At 49.4% G+C, this 14,315-nt stretch carries 17 protein-coding genes; 14 read left to right on the top strand and 3 right to left on the bottom strand.

Annotation, left to right across the window (positions count from 1 at the left end; all coding sequences use genetic code 11):
- The first annotated feature begins 623 nt into the window (after window positions 1-623).
- The 7 genes from OVA10_RS20150 to OVA10_RS20120 all read left to right on the top strand — a co-directional run bounded on the left by OVA10_RS20150 (window position 624) and on the right by OVA10_RS20120 (window position 7,540).
- Window positions 624-1,052: a hypothetical protein gene (locus OVA10_RS20150; protein WP_268196692.1), complete on the top strand. Its 429-nt coding sequence runs from the start codon at window positions 624-626 to the stop codon at window positions 1,050-1,052.
- Window positions 1,053-1,342: 290 nt separating this feature from the next.
- A complete protein-coding gene (locus tag OVA10_RS20145; protein ID WP_268196691.1) occupies window positions 1,343-2,218 on the top strand; it encodes a hypothetical protein in 876 nt (291 codons plus the stop codon).
- Between the two features lie 14 nt (window positions 2,219-2,232).
- The gene (locus OVA10_RS20140) at window positions 2,233-2,766 is read left to right on the top strand and encodes a hypothetical protein (protein ID WP_268196689.1); all 534 of its coding nucleotides are present in this window, start codon (window positions 2,233-2,235) and stop codon (window positions 2,764-2,766) included.
- Between the two features lie 112 nt (window positions 2,767-2,878).
- Window positions 2,879-3,220, top strand: a complete 342-nt coding sequence (locus OVA10_RS20135) for a hypothetical protein (RefSeq protein WP_268196688.1) — start codon at window positions 2,879-2,881, stop codon at window positions 3,218-3,220.
- Window positions 3,217-5,343, top strand: a complete 2,127-nt coding sequence (locus OVA10_RS20130) for a chemotaxis protein (protein ID WP_268196687.1) — start codon at window positions 3,217-3,219, stop codon at window positions 5,341-5,343. Before OVA10_RS20135 ends, OVA10_RS20130 begins: the two co-directional genes overlap by 4 nt.
- A gap of 825 nt (window positions 5,344-6,168) precedes the next feature.
- Window positions 6,169-6,513, top strand: a complete 345-nt coding sequence (locus OVA10_RS20125; protein WP_268196686.1) for a hypothetical protein — start codon at window positions 6,169-6,171, stop codon at window positions 6,511-6,513.
- A 16-nt stretch (window positions 6,514-6,529) separates the two neighbouring features.
- Window positions 6,530-7,540: a major capsid protein gene (locus tag OVA10_RS20120; protein ID WP_268196685.1), complete on the top strand. Its 1,011-nt coding sequence runs from the start codon at window positions 6,530-6,532 to the stop codon at window positions 7,538-7,540.
- Between the two features lie 367 nt (window positions 7,541-7,907).
- Here OVA10_RS20120 and OVA10_RS20115 read toward each other — a convergent pair whose 3' ends face one another.
- The gene (locus tag OVA10_RS20115; RefSeq protein ID WP_268196684.1) at window positions 7,908-8,300 is read right to left on the bottom strand and encodes a zinc ribbon domain-containing protein; all 393 of its coding nucleotides are present in this window, start codon (window positions 8,298-8,300) and stop codon (window positions 7,908-7,910) included.
- A gap of 54 nt (window positions 8,301-8,354) precedes the next feature.
- Window positions 8,355-9,569 carry a site-specific integrase gene (locus tag OVA10_RS20110; RefSeq protein ID WP_268196683.1) on the bottom strand — a complete coding sequence of 405 codons (1,215 nt, stop codon included), beginning with the start codon at window positions 9,567-9,569 and terminating at the stop codon, window positions 8,355-8,357.
- A 317-nt stretch (window positions 9,570-9,886) separates the two neighbouring features.
- On the opposite strand from OVA10_RS20110, the gene OVA10_RS20105 reads away from it, so the two are divergent.
- From OVA10_RS20105 to OVA10_RS20095, 3 genes are all read left to right on the top strand, one after another.
- Window positions 9,887-11,101: a tyrosine-type recombinase/integrase gene (locus OVA10_RS20105; RefSeq protein ID WP_142503701.1), complete on the top strand. Its 1,215-nt coding sequence runs from the start codon at window positions 9,887-9,889 to the stop codon at window positions 11,099-11,101.
- 68 nt (window positions 11,102-11,169) lie between these two features.
- Window positions 11,170-11,760, top strand: a complete 591-nt coding sequence (locus OVA10_RS20100) for a hypothetical protein (RefSeq protein WP_142503700.1) — start codon at window positions 11,170-11,172, stop codon at window positions 11,758-11,760.
- Between the two features lie 167 nt (window positions 11,761-11,927).
- Entirely contained in the window at window positions 11,928-12,125 is a 198-nt protein-coding gene (locus OVA10_RS20095; RefSeq protein ID WP_126327560.1) for a helix-turn-helix transcriptional regulator, read from the top strand.
- 356 nt (window positions 12,126-12,481) lie between these two features.
- Here OVA10_RS20095 and OVA10_RS20090 read toward each other — a convergent pair whose 3' ends face one another.
- Window positions 12,482-12,661, bottom strand: coding sequence for a hypothetical protein (locus OVA10_RS20090; protein ID WP_095455415.1), 180 nt, complete (start codon window positions 12,659-12,661; stop codon window positions 12,482-12,484).
- Between the two features lie 27 nt (window positions 12,662-12,688).
- Between OVA10_RS20090 and OVA10_RS26070 the strand changes: the two genes are divergently transcribed.
- The 4 genes from OVA10_RS26070 to OVA10_RS20070 are packed head-to-tail and all read left to right on the top strand — an operon-like array spanning window position 12,689 to window position 14,307.
- A complete protein-coding gene (locus tag OVA10_RS26070) occupies window positions 12,689-12,979 on the top strand; it encodes a host cell division inhibitor Icd-like protein (RefSeq protein ID WP_321196227.1) in 291 nt (96 codons plus the stop codon).
- The gene (locus tag OVA10_RS20080) at window positions 12,972-13,847 is read left to right on the top strand and encodes a tyrosine-type recombinase/integrase (protein WP_257181937.1); all 876 of its coding nucleotides are present in this window, start codon (window positions 12,972-12,974) and stop codon (window positions 13,845-13,847) included. Before OVA10_RS26070 ends, OVA10_RS20080 begins: the two co-directional genes overlap by 8 nt.
- Window positions 13,844-14,107 carry a nicotinic acetylcholine receptor subunit beta gene (locus tag OVA10_RS20075; protein ID WP_142503697.1) on the top strand — a complete coding sequence of 88 codons (264 nt, stop codon included), beginning with the start codon at window positions 13,844-13,846 and terminating at the stop codon, window positions 14,105-14,107. The genes OVA10_RS20080 and OVA10_RS20075 overlap by 4 nt, the downstream gene beginning before the upstream one ends.
- Window positions 14,104-14,307, top strand: coding sequence for a hypothetical protein (locus OVA10_RS20070; RefSeq protein ID WP_142503696.1), 204 nt, complete (start codon window positions 14,104-14,106; stop codon window positions 14,305-14,307). The genes OVA10_RS20075 and OVA10_RS20070 overlap by 4 nt, the downstream gene beginning before the upstream one ends.
- Window positions 14,308-14,315 lie beyond the last annotated feature (8 nt).

The raw sequence follows: 14,315 nt of genomic DNA, 5'->3' as shown, positions 1-14,315 counted from the left end.
TCTGAGGGACGTAGTATAAGAGCAGTAATAAAACCAAAAATAAAATCACCAAAAGATCTTAAAGACCAAGACCAATGGCGGGTGAACTGGTGTTCACGTATGGGGTAGTAAAGGAGAGAGCTTCTATCGCTCTGCTCTGAATGGCTCTGCCACTTCAGATATGTGTGGGAGACAAGCCGCGAGGCGCGTCAGTCAAATGTGGATCGAGCACGGCGCAGAGGAGCTTGCAACGCGACGTAACTTCCCCCTTGGAGGGGCGGCGCTCCCCCCTCATACTTCACAGGAAGCTCACAGAGCGCATCAGGCACGCTACACGGAGTTTAAATGGAGGAGGTAACCCATAGGTACTGCCTACGGCCTAGAATTGCTTAGGGGGCATTGTTGGGGGGGGGGTAACCTTGAATTATTTACCACCTAAAATAAGAATGCAATACAAAAACTCACGCTCAGCACAAATTGCTAATGACATTGTGTGTTGCTTTGTGGAATTATTCGGTCCAGCCCAAATTGTCGCTAGCACACTTTTGATTGTGATGCAATAAAAAACTTGACAAAAAGTGTGATTTATGACATAATGCAATAATAGAGTGAGAAATTAGAATTAACTGACCATAGGAGACTTAATGCCAAAACCTGTTTTGTTCGACTTCTCGAACGCTACCGCTTCAGAGATTGTTTCTGCAATCGACAACAAAATCACCTCTTTAATAAATCTTCGTAGTTTCAGAACTCGCGTTGGCGGTTCCAAGAAAGCAGACAAACTCTACCCTGCTACTCGCGAAGCAATGAACATCATCAAAGGTCTGCGCCAGCAGGCTAAGAATGCAAAAATCATCCGGGATATCCTGAAGCCTTACAGCCATGAGCTGGCAAAAGGTCGCGATGTTATGGAAATCATTGAACCTGTGCTTTCTGCCTGGCGTGTCTATTACGCCTCTCATGGCATCGGCCTTCACTCTGATCAGGTCCTGCTATTGAAGATTCTCGAAGCTGGCGGTGAACTCGAAGGCATTACTGGAAAAGCCATTCCAGATCTGACCACAACCGAATAACCATTCTCTGCTTTACTCCGTAGGCAGCAACGCCACCAAACGAAATCGCCGCAAACACGGCTCCTTACCCCTGATCGCCACCGTGATCGCAGGGGCGATAACCTTTATGCATTCGGGGGTACTTGAGATGAAACTATCTTTAGACGATGAAACATATGCAATTTTACGCGAGGAATCTGACCGCCTCGGGATGCCGGTTCCCAGGATGATCCGGAACATGTGCCAGAACCTGGCGAAACACATTCAGAAACGCAACGAACAACCACAGACGAACCCACAGGGAGAGAACAATGACCGAGACAGTAGAAACTAAGCTTTACGAATCACTATTGCAACCGAACCACGATAAACCAATCACCATCGACACTTTTTCTTACTGGTCGATCCCTGTCGCTCGTATCAAGATTTTCAATGGCGTAGAAAACAGCCTTGAGATAATGGCTGTCTACAGTCATCTACTTGGATGGAAGAAAACGACTGGTCAGATCCGACCTGCACAACAGTACATTGCGGATTGCTGTTGCATGGGGCTGTCTACTGTTCAGAAGAAAGTGAAACTGCTCGTAAAAATGGGCTGGATCACTGCAACCTCGGTCCGTAAACCAGGAAGCAAAGAAATTTCTCACACTGTCTATACGGTTAAAGACCCTGAAGTCATTCTGGCAGAACTTAACGCCGGATTATCCCAGCAGGGTAGCGCAGTCGTAACCATAGCAAAAAAACAGAAACCTAAAGCCGAGGAGAAAGGTAAGAATGGTCAAAAAACTGATATCCAGGAGCCTGCCGTGGTGGAACGTGCCGCACCTGTTATTGAACAAACCGGATCTTTACCTGCTGTGGCTGTTCCTGTCGATGCTGATCTATCCAGTGGTGATGATGCACCCCTGAGTGAGTCTGCTGGGGAAAATGTTGTCGGGATACCGTGGCTCAACACCCCATTCGAAGGTTTCCAGTTACGTCCAGAAGCCAGACGCTGGGCGCAATTACAGGGCGCTACAACCTGGCAGGATGAGATCAAACTTGTGTGGAAACTGACAGGAAAAACCAATATGGGTGAGCCTGGAGAGCATATGCGACCTGATGATGTACCTGCACCTGAACCAGCAAAACAGCAGGCTAACGGGTATGCGCCGCAGCTTGATTATGATGAAGATCAACCATTCTGATACTGGAGGAATAATTGTGTAATACCGCTACTGGCGATAGCCAGACCGCCAACAGCCTTCAGGCTGAAAACCTTACGGGGCAAAGCCCTTTATCAGAGGTAAACACCTCCGGTGCTGAAATCCCAGATTTAGAGCGCTTCTTCAAAAAGCGCCGCCGTGATGAATCAGTTGTTAAAACCGCCAAGACTCTACTTGTACATGGCATGACGGCTGGCAAAGTTGCCCTGATCACCAGGCTCGACCCCGATTTTGTTGCTGAACTGGCGAAAACCTGGAACCCACGGTTCCGGCGTGTAAGTCACGCCAACCAGCACACCGCTAAGAGAATGGCCCGGATGTATTACGAGTCTGGCGCACTCCTGGCGACTATCTGCCGTGACCTGCAATTGCCACTCTATACAGTGGTTGCACATCTAAAAGCCGAGGGTGTGACCGACCAGCAGATGGCAGAGCGTATGCCTGACAGGGATGACCCGCTTTACGTCGAGCACATTAGAACAGTGAAGCGCCACGCCAACCGCAAACAGAAATCCCCCCAGCTTCACTAACAACGTTTTGACCCTACTTGAATACATATCGCTGATCCCCGTGTCGGCAATGGTCACCCGTTGCCTATGGTCTGGGATCTGCCTGTTTTACCGACTACTGAAGGAAATAATAATGAGGACAATTTTAGACATCCGCGCGAGCATTCTGGAAGCAATGACCGCAGGAACAGCCGAATCGGAAGAACTGAATAAAAGTGCTGAAGACACTTTAGCGTCGGCGGTTCAAAATTATCTGAGCGCTTCGACTGCAACAGCCAGTGAGCCAGCGCCCAAAGGCGGCAAGGCGATTAAAAGCAAGGGTATAGCCCTCACTTGTGCTGCCCAAGGCTACAGCGCAAACCTCCGTCCGGTCAGTCTGCTGATGAAGGCAGATGTTTCCACGCTGACACCTGAACAACGCGCCGCGCTTGAGCGTCTGGGTTACGCTATCAACGGTACAGCGAGGGTTGAATGAGTGCATCGAACAAGATTATCGTTAGTACCGTAAACGAGATCAGCTTCTCCACCGATAACGCGTCATACAAACGCAGTCTCAAGAAGATAAAATCTCTCAAGGATGCTTACGAGAAACCCGCTAAGGCGCTGGAAAAGGCTCAGAAGCGTACCGCTCAGAGTGAAGGCAAGGCGGCATTGCAGGCGGCGAAGGCCCAGACTGCGAAGCTTAAGCAGGCCCAGCAGCTTGGCAACGAGCAACAAAAACAGGCCCAGATACAGGCGAAGCAGGCAGCAGCCGAACAAAGCCACGCCAGGAAAATGGCAAACCTTGCAGCGAAGAGTCAAAGCGACCAGGCAAGAAGCGCAGAGGCTCTGGATGCTCAGAATATGCGGCTTGCTCGTATCTCTGCAAAGGTACGAGCCGCAAGTCAACACCGGGCTATGACGTATAACCCGGATGCACCTTCTATCGGTCGAGAGCATTACAACCCGGCGGTGTCCTCTCGCCAAAATGCACAGATGGCTCGTGGCGCTGCTGCCGTTGCTGCTGACATCGCAGCACAAAAACGTGCTCTTGCCCTTGAAGAAAAGAAGGAGGCCGCGCTCAAGCGTGAAGTAACGTATTACAACAGCCTAAGAAAGTCAGCTCTGACCCTGGCTAATGTGAATGGTGCAGACGTGGCAACCCGGTATAAAGCCATAAGTGCCACCAAACAAGTGCTTGAACTACAAAAACGTGAAAATTATACGGTCGAAGAGACCCGCTTCGAAATGGCTCGTATCACCACTGAGTTACGCAAACAGGCCCGTTTACAGCAACGTATTACACGTCAACAGAAAGCCGCAGGTGTTCGTGCTGGTCGTGTACGCACCGAAGGTCGGGGAGGGCGATCAGGTCTTGCCGCCGCTGGTGTGATCGGCGGTGCTGCTTTGATCGGTAGTATGGGGATCTCTAAAGCCGGGGCTGTGCTACAGGGTAGCTTTGAACGCAACCAACAAATGAAGACTCTACAATCTCAAGGTGTTTCCCGTCTTGAATATGAAGCAGTGCGGGACGTGGTTGCAAACAAGACCGGCTTTAATATCTCTCCAGACAAAATGTTAGATTTCCAGGCCGACTTTCGAGATAAGGTTGGTCAATTAACCGCCAATGGGGTTTGGAAGACCGACAAGAGCGGCAAGGCGACGTTATCCGGTGGTGGTGAACTTGGTGACCTTATCAACGCCATTGCTGGCAAATCCAATGCAGTGACTGCAAAACGGGTTGTTAAAGAATTAGACCGCCTCGACTTTAACACCGCAATGGTTTACCTGGGCCAGTTGTCCCGACAATTCGAATTTACCCAAGCCGAAACGGCAGCGTTCGCAGAAGCTATCAACGACGCGAGCAAGGTCTTACCCGCTTTTGCTGATGGTGGTGAAGCTGTTCAGAAACGTATGGATGACCTCGCCCGTAATGGTTACGCATTATCGGATGCACAGCAGGAACAGTTAAATCGCCTTGGCGCTCTCTCGATTGAATATTCAAGAATTAACAATTCGTTGAGTGATACCTTCGGTGCGGGATTCATCTCTGGTTTGAATGAGTACGCCACGAACACCGACAACCTGGCCAGCGGCATGGCTGGCCTCGTGCCGATCACCAATGAGTTGGGCAGCTCGTTAGGGGAAATGGCTTCAGCAGTTCTGAAAATCACTTCCTGGTTCGGCTCTGTTAATCCGGAAAATAAGCATTCTCAGCTATCGGAGAACGGCTTTTACTATAAAGATTCGATGGTGGGGCGTGTCTGGCAGTCGTTCAGCAATGCGGTTGAAGATATTACACGTGCCAGCACAATCCCAGGAGTGCAGGGGATGCCATCGCAAAGCATGGGATCAGGGACCGCGTTTAACAATCCAGCGTTAGCGTTGAGTGTTCCCGGTTTCAACTACCAGGCACCACAACCGACATTTACCGCGCCGACAATGAACAGCATGACGCAGCGACAGCCGATCCCTGTTGCGGTCACAGGACAAGCTGAGATTAAGCTCTCACCGATTGATATCAATGTGAATGACGGGGCTGTTAATAACCTGATCAATGCCCGGATTCACGATAATAATCAGGCCCAAAACAACCTTATCCTGGGAGTTCCATATTAATTCACAGCACTAATATGTACCCGGCAGCTAGGCCGCTTTGCGGTGACACTTTGTGACCGGATAACGGGTTAGACGTTCGTTTAATCGCCCTCATGATGGGGCTTCGTTAATTTCATTTTCTGAATGACAAATTTAACGGGAAGTCAATATTTTCCCGTCAAATACGCCAAGTATTTGTTGTGGAAGATATCGTTCCGTGGTAAAATAATAACGTAAGGTGATAATTCAGTTTGTATGTGCGTACTACTGCATTCTTCCCTTCTCCTACGAAATAAAGTGCGCTTCGCCAAAGCGCCTTTTCTAAATACAGCCAAGAATCCGACTCTCAATAAGCCGCTGGGCGATGATGCAAATCATCATCACTCTGTGGGTGCAATACGGGAAGGTTTTCGCCGACCGCTGGTTGTATTCAGAAAAGAAGTACTACTCCGGGTAACCCTGGATTAGGCCATTAAATCCGGCTCTCCTCCGGTCATCAGCCATGATGCAAACTGGCATTGAGTGCGACAGCGAAGATATGAGGTCTCCCGCTGTCGTGCTCCCTCATTTCTGAGCGTGACCCACCGATTACGCTTTCCAAATCTCTCCATCAGAAAACTACTGACCTACAACCGGGCGGGGCATTCTCGCCTTGGTCTTTTTTATCGCTGGTAGCGATTTGACAGAGTCAAACCCGATAACGGGTGTTTTCTGCGTGGAACGAGTGAAGAAGGTCGCCTTTGGGCGGCCTCTTTTACACCTGTACCAAATCCCGGCATATCTGCCGCGAACCAATACCGCTAATCAAGGCGGAGTAACAATATGATGATGGAGATAAAAAAAAACATGGCATTCGCATATGAAAGCAAGTCCCCACAGGACGTTCTGGTCTATACCACTGACCCGGTGATGCACAAACGCACCGTGATTCTCGATCTGGATGCAGGCGTGAATTGTGGTGATGTGATTAACCCGACCACAGGCGCAGCTTACGCCGCCGCTGATGGTGATGATTGTGCTGTGGCACTGCAAAACCAAATTGCAGGTGACGCGCGTAGTCTGGTGATTAGTGACCGTGGTTGCGTGTTCAACCCGGCTGGTCTGGTAGTTGCTACTGCGGCGAAAGAGACGGCATACACCGCCCTTATTAAGGCTGGAAATCGTGTTGCTGACGCAAACACCGAAATCTAATTAAGGAAGATTAATAATGAAATTTGAATTCCAAGACCTGTCAGGTCAATTCGTGAAACCCACAGGTGAAGGCTTCCTTCTGTCAAGCTTGGGGATCTTCACTTCCCGTCCGAATGATAGCCAAATCATTGCACTGGATACCCTCGAAGATGCACAGCGCGAGATTACTCAGAGTGTGGCGCGATATGGTAGCGAGATGGCTGCTATCAACTTCCCGAAGGCCCAGAACATTACGGTCCAGGCACCGCTGCATGTGTATTCAAGCACAGTGACCAGCGCCGATTGGCAGGGTAAGCGCGTCCCTGGTGAAAACCGCCAGATGAACGCTCTTGATGTCGTGGGTAACCAGGCTCTGAGCCACTACCTGCAAGCTCGCCGTGATACTGAGTACGCCATGAGCCAGAGTTTGCTACACAACACTGTTGAGGCGACTCACTTACGCGAAGGGCCAACCATTGACTGGACATCTTTCTGGGGTGTTCAGCAAGGCCATACCACAATCAAAACAGGCGTGAGTGCTAACGTCATTACCGAGATGCAGGCTGCCGTTACATTGCTGAAAAGTAAGCTTGGTGGTTGGGCTTCCAGCATTAAGCAGGTGTATCTGTTGGCTTCGCCTTCGCTCTTCATGGCGATCCAAGGGTCCCCAACGGCATATCAGGCCGCCCTGTTTGGCGCAACTTCCAAAGACATCATTTTCCCAGAGTCTCTTGGTGCTTATGATCGTTACAACATTGGGCGCGTGACTGTGGTCCAAGTGGACGATCCACTCTACAAAATCGCTGATGGCGACGGCTTCTTGCTGGCGACGTTCTCGAACATTGTAGAAGGTGACCTGTCTCCATATATGGCCTTCCAGACGCCTGCAAGTAGACATGCTGAGGTGGCTCAAGGCCCTGTTTATCCGTCTTACCATTACGTTTTGCGTGATAAGTTCATGAATTACGAAGTGGTATCGGAACTTTCAAGCATCGCCGTACCAATGCGACCAGACTTCGTGGTCCGTGTGACGAATGACGCAGCGTAAGCTAACGGATTTTGGGGCTGACCATTCGGCCCCACCGTGAAGAAGTTCCCATAGGGTGAGGCATAGGAAAGGAGATACACAGATACCCGTTACCGGGTTTGCCTGTGGCAAATCTCCAAAGGAGATACATATGAAATTAGCTTTGATTGGACAGGGTAATCTACCGCTTATGCAGTGGATTCTTGACGGTACGAACGATGACGCGATCATCAACATGTCAGCGCTGGCGCGTCGGCTTGGTTGTAGCAGGTCAAGCCTGTTAGATCGAGTCCAAACGCACGGATTCGACTCAACGATCCGGTTCTACCTCAACAGAAAGACAAAACTGAAAACTTAAGGCCGGGCAACCCGGCCTTTTTTGTGTCTGCTATTCAGCGGTAACAACGTACTTCCCGCCGTTGTCTTTAATCTTGTACTGATAGACGTCATCACAAAATACGGTAATTTCTCCGCCAAAGGCTGCGGCAGACGTGCTGTTCACCTTTTTGCATTTGTAGCCCTTCGCCTGGATTACCAACTGCGCTTCGTCCCGTAAATCTTGAGAGTCCTCAACTGTTTGGTAACTGCTTTCACTGGAGCTTGAACTTGACGATTTTCCACCTTGGTTGGTTATCGCGGCGAATGCGATAAGCCCAAGTAGGAGAACAAATCTGATTAAGCCTTTCGGCGATGCATACGGATTTTTCACACCGCAATTCGGACAAACCTTCGCACTTGATGATACTGCCTGCCCACACTCGCGACATTTTTTCATAGCCATGATTTTTACCTGCTCCTGGGTTTAATATTGGTATCGTTGGGATTTGGGAAAACTTTAGATATTCGGCATATCTGGGTAGCTGACCAGCTCGACATACCCAGACAGTTCCTTCATTCCCGCGCCTTTGCTGTAAGTTCTGAAACTCTCCGTTTTCCCGCGCTCATGGCCCACAATCAAAGCGATCCTGTCCTCTGGTACACCTTCCCGATCAAGCTGGCTGATGAACATCCCTCGAAGGCTGTGGAAAACCTTCCTTTCAGTGCCTTGTTCACCCAAGGCTTTACGCTTGGCCCTTGTGAATCGCTGGGTGTGCCAAGTGGAACGTTTGCCGTCAGCCCGCTCTGTGATACTGGCGTGATAAAACAGAAAGCCGTTGTGGTTGTTCTGGATGAGGTTTTTAACGAGAGTCGTCAATCTGCTATGAATGGGGACCCGGCGAGCCGCATTGCGTGTCTTACCCTCCGTCACCTCGAAACACCATATCCCCTCGACGGTTTTGATATTGTTGATTTGTAGTGAACAAATTTCATTCAGACGCATCCCTGTAAGCATTCCCACCACCGCCACTGCTTTCATCTCTTCATCAAGTAGCGCGAGCACCTTAGCCAGTTCGTCGTTGCTAAACGGCTCGTAACTCTCCCTGTCATGACGTACATCCAACTTGTGACTCGTGAAAACGTTATCTTTTGGCGCGTCGTGGTAGCGATTCTGGGCGAGAGCCACCAATTGGGACAGACACCCAAGATAATTAGCCAGGGTCTGGCTGGCTTTCTCTTGCTTAGCCCTGTCTAGCCAGTCAGTGACCATCGTTCTGTTGATCTCATGTAACCGGAAATCTTTGCACCGGAAATGCGCCGTGAAAACTTCAACCGCTTTAATGTACTTGCTGAGGGTGGACAGCTTGCGCCTGTCACTGTGCTGAACAATAAATTCATCACGCAGTTGGACCAGAGAAGGGCAAATGCGAGCGTTAGCAAAGTTGATCCCATCACTCTGGCTTACATGCTCGTTAATAGAACGCAGTTCCACCAAGACGCGATCTACACAGTTCCCCTGTGGTTTCGGCTTAAGCTGGTCACGGAGAGTGAAGAACTCGTGCATTATCCTGTCACGGATGATCCGGGCTTCTCTGATGTCTGCCGTGCCAGTTGTACGCATGTAGGCTGTTCGATTCCCAAATAGGGAACGCATATAAGGCGGGATGGTTACCTTTACGGAGTAAACCGAAGAGTTTTCTTTGACTAGGTACGAATTAGGCTTGTATTTCATCTTTCCCCCGATCTAATATTCAGGGGCAACTATTACTGGTTGTGTTAGTTTTGCCGTTCAGGAGCAGCGCACTTGGTTCTAAAAATCAATGGCTTGCGAAGGTCGAAGCGATTTTAATCGCTAAGTGGTTCGACTCCTATTATCGGCACCATTTCAAAGTATCCCCAAGTCTACTAAAGTTCACTAAAACCCCTTATAATCTGCACTTTGCAGCCCCTTTTAGTATTTCTACGTCTACTAAAGTTCCCTGAAATCTACGGTCATTTGGGGGTACTTACGGGGGTATTTGCTGTTCGGTCTAGAGGAGGTACCCCCAAGTGAAATTAAACGCCCGGCAGGTGGACGCCGCCAAACCTAAAGATAAGCCTTACAAGCTGGCTGATGGTGGTGGTCTGTATCTCCTTATCAAACCTAATGGCGGCAAATACTGGCGGCTCAAATATCGAGTAGCCGGCAAAGAGAAGCTGTTAGCGCTGGGTGTGTATCCTGAAGTCACATTGGCCGATGCTCGGACAAAACGTGTTGAAGCCAAAAGGGGTATAGCTGGGGGTATCGATCCTATGGAAGCGAAGCGGGAAGAGAAGATTGCCCGTGAAACTCAGTTAAATAATACCTTCAAAGATATTGCCCTTGAGTGGCACAGCAGCAAACTAAAAAAATGGTCTGCTGGGTATGCTTCAGACATCCTGGAGGCTTTCAATAAAGATGTGTTCCCTTACATTGGCAAAAAACCAATAGCCGATATCAAACCGCTTGAACTGTTGAATGTGCTGCGGCGCATTGAGGGGCGCGGCGCTACAGAAAAGGCCAAAAAAGTTAGGCAGCGCTGCGGGGAAGTTTTCCGTTACGCAATAGTCACCGGCCGTGCTGTTTATAACCCCGCTCCAGATCTCACCAGCGCCATGCAAGGGCATGAGTCCAATCATTATCCTTTCCTCACACCGAAAGAATTGCCTGATTTCTTCAAGGCGTTGTCAGGATATACAGGAAGCGCTTTAGTAGTTTTGGCCGCTCGTCTGCTGATTATCACCGGCTTGCGTACCGGCGAACTCCGCGGGGCATTTTGGGATGAAATCAATATCAGTAAGGCGGTCTGGGAAATACCAGCCTCACGCATGAAAATGCGTCGCCCTCATGTGGTGCCGTTGTCCAGGCAAGCTCTTGCGCTTATTGGCCAGCTCCAAGAGCTAACAGGCAATTACCCGCTTATGTTCCCTGGCCGTAACGATCCGCGAAAAACAATGAGTGAAGCCAGCATAAACCAAGTCTTTAAGCGGATTGGCTATGACGGAAAAGTCACCGGGCACGGTTTCCGGCATACCATGAGTACCATCCTGCACGAACAGGGCTACAACACCGCGTGGATAGAAACGCAGCTGGCACACGTCGACAAAAACTCTATTCGAGGAACGTACAACCACGCTCAGTACATAGACGGCCGGCGTGAAATGCTTCAGTGGTATGCCGACTATATGGAAGCGTTGGAAAACGGCGAAAATGTAGTGCATGGAACATTTGGGAAAAGTGCTTAACTGTATGTATAGACAGTGCTAATTGACAGTAGTAGACTTCTGTAGACTATTGTTAGCAGGAAGCTTTTATGCGAGAAAACATCCTCAACATGCCCCATCATCTTCGCCGACAACGTGTTGTCACTGCTGAGCTGGCTTCAATGGCTATGGCCGGCGTGTATCATTTTTCATGCTTAAGAGAATTTGATAAAAGTTGTGACTCCGAAAGATACAACATGGCTTGTAGTTATTTTCGTATCATTCAAGAGGCTCTTAACAAAGAGCTAAGTCCGAAAACTGTTTGGACTGATATCGGCGGTAATTTTGTCAACGCTGAGTTTTACGCTGAAGAGATTTGGCCCTGGGCAATGAAAGAGCTATCTGCTGAAGATGTATGGTATGGCTGTGAGGAAGAAAATACAGCTCATGCTAATGAACATGTTCCTGAGGTATGGGGTGAGTTCGCTGGCAAAGACACTGCTTTGAAATTGATCGCTGGCATGGCGATTGCGCTTGAAAAAGCGGGTGGAAAATATGTTCGCGGTAAGAAATTGAACAAATCCGAAGTTGCCAGAAGTACCTCAAGAATCATATCGGAGCATGGCGATGGCATCGATGTGACTGATAAGGCACTGACTATGCTAATTGATGAAGCTCTGAACACATACGCTTCCAAATAGCTCGTAAGGATTTCCAAAAAGACGATCTACAGGTTCTAAAACTTCAGGCCGTACTTCTATTTAAGTGGAAGAGCTACTTCCAACTGATTTACCGTGACTTCCACAACTACTCGCATGTTTTTGCTGAAATATACCTCGTAGACCACATTAGACTTCGAGAGGTATATATGTCCCAATCCCTTATCCGTTTATCTGAAGTTCAGCGCAGAACCGGCTATAGCAAGGCTTGGATCTATCGACTCATGGCTGAGCAACGTTTCCCCTCATCCATAAAGATTGGTTCTCGAGCAATTGCTTTCATTGAAAGCGAAATTGATGAATGGATTAGTGAGCGCATTGAATCGTCACGCAGCCAAACGAACTGAGATTCCGTGAGCTGAGATAATTGCGAGAGTTTTCACTTCAGATCTCGCAGAATAAGTTCGTCGCGACAGCTCACTAAGCAATTCAATAAGGTTAATGCCATGAAGAACAATTATGCCCGTCTGGGGCAGGGCTTCGCTCGCACCGAAAGCAGCCAATTAATTATTCCCCGTAGCAAGGGCGCGGATCTCTCCGTCGCCCCCTGCGATAATCAATTTTTGTTTAGTAATTTTTCGCAACTTTGCTTCAGCACGTCTTTTTCGTTACTTCCGCAAGCGCTGTCACTGCTGAGGCATGATTTGAGTGCGAATACTGCTATTAATAAGACGAAAAGACCAAGCAGGATTTTTTTCATTATTTACTCTTTAGGGGCAATTCCACGTTGTTGGAGTTCTTTGCGAACGATCCTCTTCAGCCAGGCGGCTAGCGACTCATCACCATCCTGCTGTTGCGCCCGTTCCATCATTTCTCGCAGTTCTGGATCCAGCCGAAATTGGAATGGAGGATTACCACGTCTCTCGTTTTTGTGTGTTGACACGTTAATTACACCCGATGTAATGTGTTTATGTGTGATGACACATTACACACAGAAGTTAAAAAAAACAACGCCCCGAAGTGCGGGAACACTTTCAGGGCGTCTGACCACAACGTTAGAGGGACTAACATTATGGCTTGCACCAAGTCTACCCAAACACGCCCTGAATTTACATGGCGTTTTCTCACCCTGGGTGAATTCACAAATCAGATCGTCAACGTTACTGCTTCCACCGAACACGAAGCACGCGAAAAAACGCCTGCAGGATGTGTCTGTATTCTGGCGTGTCGTTTTCGTCTTGAGGAGGTACAGCATGTTTAACCTCCAAACCCTGACAGCAAAAGCACGCGAGCTGCGCGGCAACGTGGTAAAAGCAACTACCACGAAAGGCACCCGCACCATGACCCCCGTTTATGAACGGGAAGAGCAGCGCAAACTGCGCGAACGCATCCAGCAGACCCAGCCGGACTGGGTTTTACTCTGGTGGGATATTGCAACCGTTACCGGCTGGCGTACCAGCGACGTGTGCAACTTCCGTTACTCCTGTACCAACTGGGAAACCGGCATTGCAACAATCATCGTAGCGAAGCAGACCAAAGCAGCAGAAGCCAGAGCGACCCGGAAGGGGATCGAGATTGTTCGCCAGCAACGTAAGGACGCTGCCCGGCTTGCTGGCGATCACATTGCGTACATGCACTGGGATAGCGTGAGCTGCGACGAACTGGCCGCCGGCATGACGGAAGAAGAACAGGCGATCGTGTTTGAGCTGGTGGCAAAGGCTGAAGTTAAGCACGATACCAAACAGCTACCGCCGGGCATCATCAAACGACTGCGTGAACGCATGGAGCGCAATCTTATCGGTGACGACCTGGTATTTTCCCGTAGCCAGATCGAAAGTAACCGCTGCCAGTCTCTGGAAGGTAGCGTGAGCCGCCAGACGATCTGGAAGAAACTGCACAACGTAATGGTGTGGTTTACCCGCGTAGTAAACACACGTCTGCGCCTGAGCGCCTACTCCAGCCGCAAAATCGCCGCCTTTAATCTCATGTCCGCCGGCGGCGAACAGGGTTTGCTGGTCGCCTCTGAAATGCTCGGGCACAGTAACCCGGCAATCACTCGAACTTATCTCCAGTTAGGCAGTAAAGCCTCCGCTATACAGTGCCGTCTGGCTATGGAGGTATCAGAGTGAATATTGATCTCTTCCATAAACAGCCCGGAGAGACAGCGGCTGACACTGTGTTAACCAATGAACATCCATACCCGGTTACGTTTACGCTTTCTGAGCGCACATCTGAGCGATTAAATCGCGCACGATATGGTTTAGCACACGTTATGACTGAATTACTGCCAGCGCTGGATAAAGAAAATCGTGAAGAGTTGTACTGCTGGCTGGATAAAATTCTACTGATTATTGACGTGACATTGCTGGATGTGGAGGGAAAGGCATGAACCCTGTTTACGATCTAATTCGCCGGTCAGACCGCATAAACGTATTCAGTTTCCCTGCCGGCGGCCGCTATCTGGTGGACACGTCAAATGGTCTGCAGTCGATGCGCCCCCTTATGGACGACGAGATCATTTTTACGGTGGAGAGTGCCGCGCGCTTTCTGAAGAAAATTGGTTATCAGGTAATCCCGCCAGCGGCGTGAGGTAAAAA

Source organism: Lelliottia sp. SL45 (assembly GCF_026672535.1).
Classification (GTDB): Bacteria; Pseudomonadota; Gammaproteobacteria; order Enterobacterales; family Enterobacteriaceae; genus Enterobacter; species Enterobacter nimipressuralis.
Note: the sequence above shows the minus strand (reverse complement) of the source record. Positions and strands in the feature narration are given on the sequence as shown.

What these genes read in the sequence shown, in the direction of transcription:
- OVA10_RS26070 (WP_321196227.1), top strand. Translation starts at nt 12,689, where the DNA reads ATGTGTGATGACACATTACACACAGAAGTTAAAAAAAACAACGCCCCG.
- OVA10_RS20145 (WP_268196691.1), top strand. Translation starts at nt 1,343, where the DNA reads ATGACCGAGACAGTAGAAACTAAGCTTTACGAATCACTATTGCAACCG.
- OVA10_RS20095 (WP_126327560.1), top strand. Translation starts at nt 11,928, where the DNA reads ATGTCCCAATCCCTTATCCGTTTATCTGAAGTTCAGCGCAGAACCGGC.
- OVA10_RS20120 (WP_268196685.1), top strand. Translation starts at nt 6,530, where the DNA reads ATGAAATTTGAATTCCAAGACCTGTCAGGTCAATTCGTGAAACCCACA.
- OVA10_RS20110 (WP_268196683.1), bottom strand. Translation starts at nt 9,569, where the DNA reads ATGAAATACAAGCCTAATTCGTACCTAGTCAAAGAAAACTCTTCGGTT.
- OVA10_RS20080 (WP_257181937.1), top strand. Translation starts at nt 12,972, where the DNA reads ATGTTTAACCTCCAAACCCTGACAGCAAAAGCACGCGAGCTGCGCGGC.
- OVA10_RS20115 (WP_268196684.1), bottom strand. Translation starts at nt 8,300, where the DNA reads ATGGCTATGAAAAAATGTCGCGAGTGTGGGCAGGCAGTATCATCAAGT.
- OVA10_RS20070 (WP_142503696.1), top strand. Translation starts at nt 14,104, where the DNA reads ATGAACCCTGTTTACGATCTAATTCGCCGGTCAGACCGCATAAACGTA.
- OVA10_RS20100 (WP_142503700.1), top strand. Translation starts at nt 11,170, where the DNA reads ATGCGAGAAAACATCCTCAACATGCCCCATCATCTTCGCCGACAACGT.
- OVA10_RS20125 (WP_268196686.1), top strand. Translation starts at nt 6,169, where the DNA reads ATGGCATTCGCATATGAAAGCAAGTCCCCACAGGACGTTCTGGTCTAT.
- OVA10_RS20135 (WP_268196688.1), top strand. Translation starts at nt 2,879, where the DNA reads ATGAGGACAATTTTAGACATCCGCGCGAGCATTCTGGAAGCAATGACC.
- OVA10_RS20130 (WP_268196687.1), top strand. Translation starts at nt 3,217, where the DNA reads ATGAGTGCATCGAACAAGATTATCGTTAGTACCGTAAACGAGATCAGC.
- OVA10_RS20150 (WP_268196692.1), top strand. Translation starts at nt 624, where the DNA reads ATGCCAAAACCTGTTTTGTTCGACTTCTCGAACGCTACCGCTTCAGAG.